The following is a 12,959-nucleotide window of genomic DNA, read 5'->3' as shown; positions in this document are numbered from 1 at the left end:
TAATATAGATTAATAAATTTAAAATTTTTAATTCTATATAAAGGAGTAAAAGATGAGATTTTTGTTGTTTGCAGCAATATTTGTTGCTTCAAGTCTAAGTGCAATGAATTTAATTGATGAGGCTAAAAATTCTGGTTTAAAGCCTTTGCCAAAAGATCAAAAAGGCGTTGAGGAAATTTTAAAATCAAATGGAGTGAAAGTAAGTCAATTTGATCTTAGAAAAGTTGAACTTGGTAAAAAACTTTATTTTGATCCTAGACTCTCAAAAAGTGGTATTATTTCATGCAATACTTGTCATAATTTAGGTTTAGGTGGTGCAGATGGAGTTTCAACTGCTATAGGAAATAAATGGAAAGAAAATCCCCATCATTTAAATTCTCCAACCGTTTATAATGCATTTTTAAATAATGTGCAGTTTTGGGATGGTCGTGCGAAAAATTTAGCAGATCAAGCCAAAGGCCCTATACAATCAGAACCAGAAATGGCTACTCCTGCAAAATTAGCTGTTGAAAAAATTTCATCTTTACCTGAATATGTGAAAGAATTTAAACAAATTTATGGCAAAAGTGGTGTTAGTTTTGACAATATAGCCGATGCGATTGCAAATTTTGAAAGAACTTTGATCACTCCATCTCGCTTTGATGCTTTTTTAAATGGCGATGAAAAAGCCTTAAGTAATGATGAGAAAAAAGGTTTAAGACTTTTTATAGACAAAGGATGTGTGGCTTGTCATAACGGAGTTAATTTGGGCGGAAATATGCAACCTTTCGAAGTAGCTGGAAAATATAAATTTTCTAATTTAGGTGATTTTAAAGGAGATGCAAATGGAATGGTTAAAACACCAACTTTAAGAAATGTAGCTGAAACAGCACCTTATTTTCACAATGGGGCGATTTGGAAATTAACCGATGCTATTAAAGAGATGGGAAGTGTGCAACTTGGAATTAACATTTCTAATAAAGATGCAAAAAGTATAGAGACATTTTTAAAATCTTTAACAGGTGTTAAACCTAAAATAATTTATCCTCAGCTTCCAGTTTCCACAGAAAAAACACCACTACCTCAATTCTAATTAAACTAATAGACTTTTTTAAGTCTATTAGTTTTTCAGACTTTATTTTTTGTTATAATTTAAAGTAATACTATCAAAAAAGGATATAAATGAAACTTTTTGGAACGGATGGCGTAAGAGCAAAAGCTGGAGAATTCCTAGATAGTTTTTTAGCGATGCGTTTGGCTATGGCTGCTGGAATTTATTTTAAAGATAAAAGTATTACAAATAATATTTTAGTAGGTAAGGATACTAGGCGAAGTGGTTATATGATAGAAAATGCTATTGTATCAGGTTTGACTTCTATAGGATATAATGTCATTGAAATAGGACCTATGCCAACCCCTGCTATTGCTTTTTTAACAGAAGATATGCGTTGCGATGCAGGTATAATGATCTCGGCTTCTCATAATCCTTATTATGATAATGGTATTAAATTTTTTGACGCACATGGAAATAAGCTTAATGAAGATGTTGAAAGAAAAATAGAAGAAATTTATTTTAATGACAAACTTATACAAGATTCTAAAGTGAGTATGGATCAAATAGGACAAGCTAAAAGAATTGATGATGTTATAGGACGTTATATTGTTTCAATTAAAAATTCTTTTCCTAAAGATTTGACTTTAAAATCATTACGTGTTGTTTTAGATGTGGCGCATGGAGCTTCTTATAAGGTAGCACCAACTGTATTTAGAGAGCTTGGGGCAGAAGTTATTGTGATCAATGATCAACCAAATGGGCTTAATATTAATGAAAATTGTGGAGCTTTGCACCCGTCGAATTTAGCATCTGAAGTGATAAAATTTCGTGCAGATGTTGGTTTTGCTTTCGATGGAGATGCTGATCGTTTGGTGGTAGTGAATGAAAAAGGCGAAGTGGCACATGGTGATAGCTTATTAGGTGTTTTAGCTCTTTATTTAAAAGAGCAAGGCAAGTTAAAATCAAGCGTTGTTGCAACTATTATGAGTAATGGGGCGTTGAAAGAATTTTTAAATAAGCATGAAATTTCACTTGAAACTTGCAATGTTGGAGATAAATATGTACTCGAAAAACTAAAAGCCATCGGTGGAAATTTTGGTGGAGAACAAAGTGGGCATATTATTTTTAGTGATTATGCTAAAACAGGAGATGGGCTTATAGCAGCCTTGCAATTTAGTGCATTAATGCTTTCAAGGAAAAAAAGTGCGAGTGCGATTTTAAGTCAAATTAAGCCTTATCCGCAACTTTTAACAAATTTGAAAATTTCTGAAAAAAAAGACTTAGAAAAAATTAAAGGTTTAAAAGAACTAAAAAAAGATTTGGAAAATAAAAATATTAATTATTTATTTCGTTACTCTGGAACTGAAAATTTGATTAGGCTTTTGCTAGAAAATAAAGATAGTAAAGTTTTGGAAAAAGAAATGAATAATGTTATTAATTTTTTTAAGAAAGCTTTAAATGAGTAAAAATTTACAATTTATCCTTTGTTTTATAGCAGCATTTATCCTAGATCAATGGGTTAAGCAATTGACTTTAGGGGGGATGAGGTGGCAAAGTGAATATTTTGATTTAACCTTTGCTCTAAACACTGGTATTGCATTTTCAATGCTTAGTTTTTTAGATCATTATTTAAAATATTTTCATTTGGTATTTATATTGATACTTGTCATGTATCTTTTTTGGCAAAAAAAATTTTTAAAAGAACATATCATAGCTTTTGGGATAATGTTAGGTTCTGGATGCTCAAATCTTTTGGATCGTTTTGTGCATGGTGGAGTTGTAGATATGTTTTTTTGGCACAAATGGTTTAATTTTGCTATTTTTAATGTAGCAGATGTTATGATAAATATTAGTGTTGCGTTGATTTTTATACAAGAAATTTTTATAAAAAGAAGGAGTAAAAATGACAGAATGGATTAATGAATATTATTTTTGGATTAAATGGGTGCATTATCTAGCTTTTGTTTCTTGGATGGCCGGACTTTTTTACTTGCCAAGACTTTTTGTATATCATGTAGAACATAAAGAAAATAAAGGTTTTACTGATGTGGTAAAAATTCAAGAGAAAAAACTTTATTTTGCTATACAAAACCCTGCAATGATTGCGACTTTGATTACCGGAAGTTTAATGTTGCATGCTCATAAAGAAATTTTAATGGTAGGGGCAGCTTATATGCATGTAAAACTTACCTGTGTAACGCTTTTAATCCTTTTTCATATACACAATTATTTTTGTTTAAAAGCTTTATCTAAAGATATTTATACAAAAAGCGGAAAATACTTTAGAATTTATAATGAATTTCCCACAATTATGTTTATCATTATCGCTTTAATGATGGTTGTCCGCCCGTTCTAATCTTAATTCGCCTTGATCTCCATACTAGCGGGTTCAAGCGGATTAACATCTTCTTTCATAATGTCGATAAAGTTTTTATTTTTAATACGCTTACTATCTCTAAAAACTGCACGAACAAGATCCATTCCAGTGTAAAAATCTTTCATTAAAACAACAAAAAGATATTGACCAAATTTGCTTGTAGTTAAAAAATCATCTTCTTTTTTGATGGCTCCGCTCATTTTAAGACCCAAAAGCTCAATAAAAAGCTCTTTTTCAAGATCGCAATTAAGAGTTTTATTGAAGCGTTTGATATCTATTTTTCCCGCAAAAATTTCAGTTAAAAAGACGTATTTTATGATTTCTTTTTTATCAAAATCAGCTTTTGCAATATTTGCATTTTGTTTTTCTTTTATAAGTCTTGAATAATCGTTTAAATCAAAAGCATTGATTAAAAGTTCTCCATCTAAAAAACTAAAAGCACCGCTACCCACTCCTAAATATTCATGATGAGAGCTTACATATTCATCATTGAATGTATTTTTTTCCAAAGAGAAACTCCAGCCATTATTTTGCTGATAATCTTTAAAAAAGTCTCGTATGATTTGATAAAATTTAAATTCATTATCTTCAGTGCTTACGCCTAAACTTTTAGCTATATTATCTTTGGTTAATCCTGATTTCATTAAGGGATAAGTTGTAATTTGTTGAGGAGCTAAATTTTTAGCAACAGTTAAATCATTTAAAAGTTGCTCTGTTGTTTGTCCTGGAAGATTAAAGATCAAATCTATACTAAAAATAGGCAAAATATTTATTGCTTTTGAAATTTTTTCTTGAAGCATTTGAGAAGAGCCAAATTTATTATATCTTGCAACTTTTTTTAAAATATCGTCATTGAAACTCTGAACTCCGCAACTTAACCTATCGATTACGCCTTTAAACATGGAAAGTTTTTCAGGTTTTATATGATTTGGATCCGTTTCGCAAGAAATTTCTTTAATATTGAAAATTTTTTTACAAAGTTCCAAGGTTTTTAGTAGTTCTTCTTCATGAATAAGAGTTGTGCCGCCACCAACATACATAGAGGTAAAATCAAACCCCTTTTCTTTAATTAAGAGTATTTCTTTTCTTAGATTTTCAAAATAAATTTTAGCTAATTCTTCATCATAATAATATTTATGAAAACTGCAATAAGGACAAAAAGTATGACAAAAAGGTATATGAGCATAAAGCATATAAGTTTTATCATTTTTTGGGATTTTTTCTTTTGGATCCTTTAAAAGCTCAACATTAAAACCTTTTTCTAAAGATTTTTCCATCATAATATGAGAATATTTTAAAGCTAAATTTTGAAACAAATTCATCGAATAAACCTAATAATTAAAGTATGATAGAGAACTTTATCAAATTTTTACTAAATTAATGGTAAATTTTTTATATTTCAATAGAAATTATTTTAAAAGGATGTGATATTATGGAAAAATCAGAAATTATTAAGGATTTAAATGCCTTATTTAAAAAAAGATCAGAATTTTATTCTTTTTTTGATGAAAATATTGAAAAATTGAAAAATACTGAAGTTTTTGATTTTAAAAATGCAAAAGATTTAAATGCCCAAGAGATGTATAAACGATTTTATCATTATGATTATGCAATAAGAAAAATATTACCAGCTATTTATAAGGCCTATAAAATCACAAGCGCTGATTTAGAAAAAGATTTCTAAATCAAACGTTTATTTTAAAGAATTTTCTAAATTTTGAAACTCTTCTTTTTGGGCATTTTCCCAAGAATTTTCATCTTGTCGATCAAATCCACCGCCAAAGGCTTTGATAACATCTACGATAGAGTTAGCATAAGAGTATTTTGTATTGTTGAAATTGATTTGAGAATTAAGCCAATTTTTTCGAGCTTCTAAATAATCTTGCAAAGACATTTCTCCTACATCATAACGCTCTTTAGCAATTTCATAAATCCTTTTATAGGCTTGTTCGCTAGATAAAGCATTATCGTATTGTAAGCGTATGTTTTTTCTAGAAACTAAAGCGTACCGAATTTCCCCAAAGGCCGTTTTTAAAGTATTCTCATAGTTTATAAAGGCTTCATCTTTATTTAATTTGGCTAAATTAACATTTTCATTAATTTCACCCCAGTGGAAAATAGGCATTAAAAAACTTCCACCTATATTCCACGTTTTAGAGCCATTTTTTACCAAAGTATCTAAATCATTACTTTCAAAACCTAAAAGTCCGGTTAAGGAAAGACTAGGTAAAAAAGCTGAACGAGCAACGCCTATAAGATAATTTTTTTGCATGAGTTTTTCTAAAGAAGAGCTGATATCAGGACGTTGTAATAAAATTTCGCTAGTGATTCCAGTTGGAATATCAAACTCTTTAAGATTAAAGGTTTGGTAGTCTTGATTTTGATAAAGTATATTATTTAAATCATTGGAGGTTAATATTTTTAAGGCTTTAAGATAGTTTTCTTTATTAAGTTGTGCTTGATTGTATTGTAAAGAAATACTTTCAAGATTGGCTTTAGCTTGAGATAATTCATACTCTCCAGTAGTTCCTGCTGAAAATTTTTCATTGTTAATGCGATAAATTTCTTGTGCTGCTTCATAAGCTTGCTTTAAAGCATTTTCATTTTCATAAGCATTTACGAGATTAAAATACGTTTGAACTGTATTTGAAATAATGGAAAGTCTCGCCGCTTCATAATCATATTTACTTGCCTCAAAAGAAGCTTTACTTGATCTGTAAGAATCTCGGTACTTACCCCAAAGATCAATTTCATAGCTTAAATTTAACCCCATTTTAAAGTCATTGCCATAATTAAATTGACCACTTTTATTTGTTGGTGCATTTATCGAAGTTTTACTTCTTAGAGCATTTGCACTTGCATCAAATTTTGGCAATAAATTGCTAAAATCGATCCCTAATTGTGCGCTAGCTTGTTTTAAATGTATATAAGCAATTTTTAAATCAGAATTGTTTCTAAGGGCTAAATCAACAAGTTTATTTAAATGTTCATCTTGAAATTCTTCCCACCATCTTTGATCAATACCGTTATTATTTTCTTGTTTGCTATCAGCAAGGGTATAATTTGCTTCAGGAATATTTAAATTTGGGCTTAAAGAGCAGGCTGAAATCAATAATCCAAGACTTGTAATAATACTTATTGAAATAATCTTATTCACGGATTTTACCTCTTTTCTTGTTAATCCAAATACTTAGATTTTCTAAAAGATAGAAAAATAATGGAACAAAGAAAATCGCTAAAGTAGAAGCAGCGATCATTCCACCTATAAGCCCAGTTCCTAAAGCATGACGGGAAGCACTTCCTGCCCCATGAGCAAAAATCATTGGTAAAACACCAAAAGTAAAGGCTAGTGAAGTCATAACAATAGGTCTAAATCTTAATTTTGCAGCACTAATGGCAGCATCAAAAACACTTTTTCCTTTTTTAAGATGTTCTTCCATAGCAAATTCAATAATCAAAATTGCATTTTTTGCAGAAAGTCCGATTAAAAGCAAAAGTCCAGTTTGAAAATATATATCGTTGTCAAATCCTGAAAGAGCTACTAAAAGAAAAGATCCAAATGCTGCAAAAGGAACAGCGGTAACAACAGCAAGTGGAATAAGCCATCTTTCATATTGAGCTGCCAAAATTAAAAATACAAAAACCATTCCTAAGGTGAAAGCAAATAATCCAGTGCCTTTAGAATTAACTTCTTGATAAGCAGTTCCTGCCCAAGCAATTGAATAATCACTTCCTAAGGTTTCTTTAGCAACAGCTGAGATCGCTTCAATAGCTTGTCCAGAAGAATAACCCGATGCAGGATCTCCTTGTATAAGAGCAGCTGGAAAAAGATTAAATCTTTTAACATCATCAGGCCCAACACTTCTAGAGAGGGTTAAAAATGAGTTAAGAGGGATCATTTTTCCATCATTTGATCTTACAAAGATATTTCTTAACGCGTCTTGAGTATTTCTAAAATCTCCTAAAGCTCGAATATTAACTTGGAAATTTTTTCCCAACATAGGAAAATCATTAACATAATAAGTTCCTATTGTTGCACTAATAGTATTAAAAACATCTTGCATATTGAGATTAAAATATTTCATTTTATCTCGATCAATAATAAGTTTATATTGTGGAAAATTAGTATCAAGGGTTGTTTTTACATTAAATAATTCTTTTCTTTTTTTTGCTGCTTCTAGTAATTTATTAACATCTTGTTGAATTTGATCATAAGTTTTTCCGCTTTTATTTTGGACATACATTTCAAAACCACCTGTTAAACTGATTCCAGGGATCGCAGGAAGGTTAATAAAAAAGCTTTGAGCGTTTCTATCGTTTGCATATTTTCCAAATAACATACCAATGATTTGATTAGAATTTAATTTTCTTTCACTCCAATCTTTTAATTTTAAAAATGTTACCGTAACATTTTCTTTTAAAGAGCTTGTAAAAAGATCAAATCCTATAAGAGAAATAGCTGATTCTACACTATCCATTTTGTAGATATCTTTATTCATATTTTCTACTTCTTCTATGGTTTTATGTAAAGGTGTGCCAGCAGGTAGATTGATAAGACCTATAATAGCACCTTGATCTTCACTTGGAACAAGAGAGCTTGGTACAATTTTATATAAATAAAAAATCGCTCCTAGCATAATACAAAAAATAAGAACAAAGCGAATAGTGCGTTTTAGCATATAGGCTACACCAGCACTAAATACAGAAGTACTCCAGTCAAAAAAATCATTAAATTTTTGAACAAAATAGAAAGGTTTTGATTCATTTCTTGTTAAAAAAATTGCAGACAATGAAGGAGTCAATGTGAGTGCAACAAATCCAGAAATAGCAACAGAAGCGGCTAAGGTTAGGGCAAACTGTTTTTGAATTTCTCCTACAAACCCTGAAATAAATGACACAGGGATAAAAACAGCACATAAAACAAGAACAATAGAAATAACCGGTGAACTTACTTCATGCATAGCTTGAATAGCTGCATCTTTGATCGAAATATTGGGGTTAGAATGTATAATTCTATCAATATTTTCAACCACTATGATAGCATCATCAACAACAATACCTATGGCTAAAACAAGGGCAAAAAGAGTTAAAAGATTAATGCTAAAGCCAAGTAAATAAAGTACAGCAAAAGTTCCCAGTAATGAAACAGGAACAGCGATCATTGGAATAAGGGTTGATCTGAAATTTTTCAAGAAAAGATACATAACAATAAGAACTAAAATTAAGGCTTCAGCAAAAGTTTTTATCACTTCTTTAATAGAAGCTTTAACGAAAATTGTTGTATCAAAAGGAACTTTATATTTTAAACCTTGAGGGAAATTTTTAGAAAGTTCTTCAAGTTTTTTATTGACTAATTTTGCAGTGCTTACAGCATTAGCACCTGATTGTAAATTAATCATAATTGGAACAGCTGGTTTGGTGCCCAAACGTCCGGTTGAGGTATATTCTTGAGATCCTATTTCTACATTTGCCACATCTTTAATTCTCAAGAAAGATCCATCTTTATTAACTCTTATAATGATATTTTCAAATTCTTTAGGAGTGGAAAGTCTTCCTTGCATTGTTATAGAAAGTACTTGAGCGGATTTATTGATAACAGGTTCTTCGCCAATTTTTCCTGTCGCATATTGAGCATTTTGTTCATTAATTGCATTGATAACATCTGTAGCGGTTATGTTAAATTTGTTTAATAAATCAGGTTTAAGCCAAATTCTCATAGAATAGTTTTTACCACCTATGGCGTTAGCATCTCCAACTCCAGGAATTCTTTTTAATTCATCTAAGATATTTAAAGTAGTATAGTTAAAAATATCTACATCGCTCATCGAATTATCATCCGAATAGATGGAAACAACTTCAAGTATCGAAGAAGAAGATTTTCTAACGGTTACCCCAAGTTTTTTAACTGCTTCTGGGAGTTTTGCTGTTGCTGCTGAAATTCTATTATTTACATTCACAGTTGCTTGATCAGGATCAGTTCCTATATCAAAATAAACAGTGAGTTTCATTTGGCCTGTAGAACTCGTAGAATCCATATAAATCATATTATCAACGCCATTGATTGCATCTTCAATAGGAGTTGCAACAGTTGAGGCTATCGTTTGAGCATCTGCACCAGTATAACTTGCTGTTACTTGAACTGTAGGGGGGGTTAGCGCAGGATATTGCTCTACGGGTAGATTGATTAAACCTATGGCTCCAGAAATTGAAATAATAATGGCAACAACAGAGGCAAATATTGGTCTTTCTATAAAAAACTTAGAGAACATTATTTACTCCCAATTTCTTGAACTTCAGATCCAATGTGAATTTTTTTGAAATTATCTAAAATAATTTTATCATCATTTTTAAGTCCAGAGTCGATGATGGCATATTCATTGTTTTGATAGCTGATGTGGATTGGGCTTTTTGTAACTTTGTTATTAACTATGGTATAAACATATACTTCATTTTGATCTTGTTTGATGGCGCTTTGTGGTATTTTAAAGCCATTTTTTTGGATAAATCCTTCTGAAGTGATTGTGGCGAATGCTCCTGGTAAAAGACTAGAATTGTTATTATCAAAAATAGCTTTAGCTTTAACAGTTCCACTATCTGCATTTATCACTGAATCGATAAAATAAAGTTTTCCTTTAACTTCTTCTCCATTTAAATTCAATGTAGCTTGAATATTTTTAAGATCCCATTCTCCACTTTGAGTATTTCGTATAATATTAAGTTTATCTGTATCAGAAATGTAAAATTCTGCATAAATTGGATTAAGGTTTGTAACGCGGACTAATTCTGTATTTGCGGAATTAACATAATCTCCTACATTGACTAAAGCATCACCGACAACTCCATCAAATGGTGCAAGAATTTCAGTATGACTAAGATCAATTTTAGCGTTTTGTAGATCAGCTTTGGAACTTGCAAGTTCTGCTTTTGCACTATCAAAATTTGCTAAAGAAGTATCGTATTCTTTTTTTGAAATGGCTTTTTTTGAAAATAAAATTTTGTTTCTTTCATAATCTTTTAGAGCATTGTCAAAACTAGCTTTTGCCATTAAGAATTTTCCTTGTGCAGAATTAACATTTGCTTCAAATTTATCAGGTTCAATGAGAAATAATTTTTGACCCTCTTTAACTCTATCGCCGGCTTTAAAATATTTTTTTAATATCACTCCGCTTACTTGAGGTTTTAATATCACATCATAATCGCTTACGAGTTTTGCTGGATAGGTGAAACTAAGAGGTAAATTTTCAGATTTTGCTTTCATAAAACTTACAGATATTGGATCTTGTTGCATTTTGGGAACTTCTTTTTTTTCGCAAGCACAAACTAAAAATGCAATACTTATTAAAAAGATATTTTTTACAAATTTCATCATTTTTACCTTAATTTTTGTATTTTTTATTATTAAAATATTTAAACATTGGTATTCTAATTAAATTTTATTAATTAAACTTGAATTTAATATTTTTTAGGTTTTATTTGAAATACCATTTAAAAAAAGATCAACCATAAATTCTATATGTTCTTCTTGTTCTTTATTATTCATAAGCGGGGAATCTACTAGAACATTTAAAGTATAATAAGGTTCTTTTAGCATATTGCAAAAAGTAATGGCCAACTTTGCGGCATTATCGCAGATGTATTTATTTTTTTGCTTTGAAAAAAGATTTGCTAAGATGTTACGAGCGAAAAATTTTTGATTATCTTGTATCCAATTTTGAAGATAAGCTGTATTATAAACTTGAGAAAAAATAATTTTTCCCAAAGAAACCATTGGAGCTGTATTATATATATTGACAAAAACTTTAGCAAAAGAAATTAAATTTTCTTTTAAATTTTTATTTTCAGAGATATGAATTTGAGATGCAATAAGATCAAAATGTTTCTTGCAAACATCATCTAAAATTTCAAAAAATAAACCCTCTTTGCTTTGAAAACAATCATAAATATTAGAATAAGAGCCCCCAGAAATTTTGATAATATCACTTAGGCTGGTTTCTTGAAATCCTCGTGCTAAAAAAAGTTCACAGGCGACTTTTTTTATTTTATCTTTTCGAGCCAAATTTTTCTTAGAAAGTATTTTGTTTAAATTCATTTTACCTCCTTAAAAATTGAAACTTTAGGATAAATAAAAATCGTTTTTCTAAAAATAACGATTTTGTTATCATCTTTAGCATAAGCTTTAATTGAAAGCGGAAAAATAACATCTTTATGATTATCGTTAGCAAGTTTTTTTATAGCCTTAATGATGACAATTTTTTTGCTCTGTTCTCCGGCTGAAATTTTAAAAGGTTTGCTCGGACGAATAATTTCAATACCGTTGTCAATACCTTCTATTTTAGCTTCAAAATAATACTCATGATCTTTTATATCTGTATTTTGAAATAAAAATGTATATGCGTTTGAAACTTCTATATTGTCACCTACGCGTGAAATCTGATACAATTCACTACTTCGGTTGATATTTAAAAGCATGTGTTCTTTTTTACTACCCATAACAAATAAGGCAATTAAGACAATTGTAATAACGATTAAATAACCAACAGTTCGAAAGCGAAAATATTTAATTTTTTGATTGGTTTCTATTGATTTGACACTTGTCCAGTTAATAAGGCTTGGGCGATTAAATTTATTTTGAATTTTAGAACAAGCATCGGCACATTCTAAGCAATTAATGCATTCAAGCTGCATTCCTGCTCTAATATCAATATGTGTTGGGCAAACGCTCACACAAGCTTCGCATCCTATACATTCTCCTTGAGGAGGTTTTTTATGAAGTTTAAATTTACCATCAAAAATAACTCCCCCACGTTTTTCATTATAAATAACTTGCATAGTATCGCGATCAAACATAACTGATTGTATTCTAGCATATGGACAAACATAGATACAGAATTTTTCTGCTAGACAAGTGACATCAAGGGTAAAAAGTAGACTTCCAAAAAATAAAATTCCCATCAAAAGAAAATGCTCATTGGGATTTTTTATGTATTCAAAATACTCTTCTGGTGGAACAAAATACCAAAGTAAATTACTTATAGCAATTAAAGAGATAAAATAAAATAAAATAACGGCAATTGTTTTTTTTAAATATTGACCGGAATATTCTTTTTGTTTATTGTTGATATTTTTTCTAATTTTTAAAATTTTTGTTTGGATTAAATCTCTATAAATAACCCTAAAGATAGTTTGAGGACAACTCCAAGCACACCAAATTCTACCCCCTAATGTCGTTATAAAAAATATAAATAAAAAAAGAAGTATAAGGACAAAAGGCATAAGATAAAATTCTTGAGTGGAGAAAGAAACAAAGAATAAATTTAATTTAGCATGGACAAAACTTAAAAGAAAAAAATGATTCCCATTGATTCTAATAAATGGCAAACTTAATGCAATAATACTAATAATACCATAAAGAATATAACGCTTTTTCGTATAATCGGTAATAAAATTTTGCATTTAACTCCTTTTTTATTTCTATTTTCTATGGCTATTATAATTCATAAAAACTAAAATATTTTTTAAATGTTTTCTAAGTCACCTTTAATAAGAAAT

General features: G+C 29.7%; 11 protein-coding genes. 5 read left to right on the top strand and 6 right to left on the bottom strand.

Annotated elements, in window-relative coordinates; translation table 11 throughout:
* Positions 1-52: 52 nt before the first annotated feature.
* The 4 genes from H2280_RS00365 to hemJ all read left to right on the top strand — a co-directional run bounded on the left by H2280_RS00365 (position 53) and on the right by hemJ (position 3,389).
* Entirely contained in the window at positions 53-1,072 is a 1,020-nt protein-coding gene (locus H2280_RS00365; RefSeq protein WP_137623263.1) for a cytochrome-c peroxidase, read from the top strand.
* Between the two features lie 89 nt (positions 1,073-1,161).
* Complete coding sequence (glmM, locus tag H2280_RS00360; RefSeq protein WP_137623262.1) at positions 1,162-2,499, top strand: phosphoglucosamine mutase; 1,338 nt, start codon at positions 1,162-1,164, stop codon at positions 2,497-2,499.
* Complete coding sequence (gene lspA, locus H2280_RS00355) at positions 2,492-2,953, top strand: signal peptidase II (protein WP_337215345.1); 462 nt, start codon at positions 2,492-2,494, stop codon at positions 2,951-2,953. Before glmM ends, lspA begins: the two co-directional genes overlap by 8 nt.
* Positions 2,937-3,389: a protoporphyrinogen oxidase HemJ gene (hemJ, locus tag H2280_RS00350; RefSeq protein WP_337215344.1), complete on the top strand. Its 453-nt coding sequence runs from the start codon at positions 2,937-2,939 to the stop codon at positions 3,387-3,389. Before lspA ends, hemJ begins: the two co-directional genes overlap by 17 nt.
* A gap of 2 nt (positions 3,390-3,391) precedes the next feature.
* Here hemJ and H2280_RS00345 read toward each other — a convergent pair whose 3' ends face one another.
* The gene (locus H2280_RS00345; RefSeq protein WP_337215343.1) at positions 3,392-4,732 is read right to left on the bottom strand and encodes a coproporphyrinogen III oxidase family protein; all 1,341 of its coding nucleotides are present in this window, start codon (positions 4,730-4,732) and stop codon (positions 3,392-3,394) included.
* A gap of 110 nt (positions 4,733-4,842) precedes the next feature.
* On the opposite strand from H2280_RS00345, the gene cmeU reads away from it, so the two are divergent.
* The gene (gene cmeU / locus H2280_RS00340; RefSeq protein ID WP_337215342.1) at positions 4,843-5,094 is read left to right on the top strand and encodes a CmeU family protein; all 252 of its coding nucleotides are present in this window, start codon (positions 4,843-4,845) and stop codon (positions 5,092-5,094) included.
* Positions 5,095-5,103: 9 nt separating this feature from the next.
* Here the strand turns inward: cmeU and H2280_RS00335 are convergent, their stop codons facing one another.
* From H2280_RS00335 to ccoG, 5 genes are all read right to left on the bottom strand, one after another.
* On the bottom strand, positions 5,104-6,567 hold the full coding sequence (locus H2280_RS00335; protein ID WP_337215341.1) for a TolC family protein: 1,464 nt from the start codon (positions 6,565-6,567) through the stop codon (positions 5,104-5,106).
* Complete coding sequence (locus H2280_RS00330; protein WP_137623256.1) at positions 6,560-9,679, bottom strand: efflux RND transporter permease subunit; 3,120 nt, start codon at positions 9,677-9,679, stop codon at positions 6,560-6,562. The genes H2280_RS00335 and H2280_RS00330 overlap by 8 nt, the downstream gene beginning before the upstream one ends.
* Positions 9,679-10,779, bottom strand: a complete 1,101-nt coding sequence (locus H2280_RS00325; RefSeq protein ID WP_337195231.1) for an efflux RND transporter periplasmic adaptor subunit — start codon at positions 10,777-10,779, stop codon at positions 9,679-9,681. Before H2280_RS00325 ends, H2280_RS00330 begins: the two co-directional genes overlap by 1 nt.
* Before the next feature lie 93 nt (positions 10,780-10,872).
* Entirely contained in the window at positions 10,873-11,499 is a 627-nt protein-coding gene (locus H2280_RS00320; RefSeq protein ID WP_337215340.1) for a TetR/AcrR family transcriptional regulator, read from the bottom strand.
* Positions 11,496-12,863, bottom strand: coding sequence for a cytochrome c oxidase accessory protein CcoG (gene ccoG, locus H2280_RS00315; protein WP_337215339.1), 1,368 nt, complete (start codon positions 12,861-12,863; stop codon positions 11,496-11,498). Before ccoG ends, H2280_RS00320 begins: the two co-directional genes overlap by 4 nt.
* Positions 12,864-12,959 lie beyond the last annotated feature (96 nt).

The sequence above is a fragment of the Campylobacter sp. 2457A genome, from assembly GCF_020135895.1.
Lineage (GTDB): Bacteria > Campylobacterota > Campylobacteria > Campylobacterales > Campylobacteraceae > Campylobacter_D > Campylobacter_D taeniopygiae.
Note: the sequence above shows the minus strand (reverse complement) of the source record. Positions and strands in the feature narration are given on the sequence as shown.

What these genes read in the sequence shown, in the direction of transcription:
- H2280_RS00365 (WP_137623263.1), top strand. Translation starts at nt 53, where the DNA reads ATGAGATTTTTGTTGTTTGCAGCAATATTTGTTGCTTCAAGTCTAAGT.
- glmM (WP_137623262.1), top strand. Translation starts at nt 1,162, where the DNA reads ATGAAACTTTTTGGAACGGATGGCGTAAGAGCAAAAGCTGGAGAATTC.
- lspA (WP_337215345.1), top strand. Translation starts at nt 2,492, where the DNA reads ATGAGTAAAAATTTACAATTTATCCTTTGTTTTATAGCAGCATTTATC.
- hemJ (WP_337215344.1), top strand. Translation starts at nt 2,937, where the DNA reads ATGACAGAATGGATTAATGAATATTATTTTTGGATTAAATGGGTGCAT.
- H2280_RS00345 (WP_337215343.1), bottom strand. Translation starts at nt 4,732, where the DNA reads ATGAATTTGTTTCAAAATTTAGCTTTAAAATATTCTCATATTATGATG.
- cmeU (WP_337215342.1), top strand. Translation starts at nt 4,843, where the DNA reads ATGGAAAAATCAGAAATTATTAAGGATTTAAATGCCTTATTTAAAAAA.
- H2280_RS00330 (WP_137623256.1), bottom strand. Translation starts at nt 9,679, where the DNA reads ATGTTCTCTAAGTTTTTTATAGAAAGACCAATATTTGCCTCTGTTGTT.
- H2280_RS00325 (WP_337195231.1), bottom strand. Translation starts at nt 10,779, where the DNA reads ATGATGAAATTTGTAAAAAATATCTTTTTAATAAGTATTGCATTTTTA.
- H2280_RS00320 (WP_337215340.1), bottom strand. Translation starts at nt 11,499, where the DNA reads ATGAATTTAAACAAAATACTTTCTAAGAAAAATTTGGCTCGAAAAGAT.
- ccoG (WP_337215339.1), bottom strand. Translation starts at nt 12,863, where the DNA reads ATGCAAAATTTTATTACCGATTATACGAAAAAGCGTTATATTCTTTAT.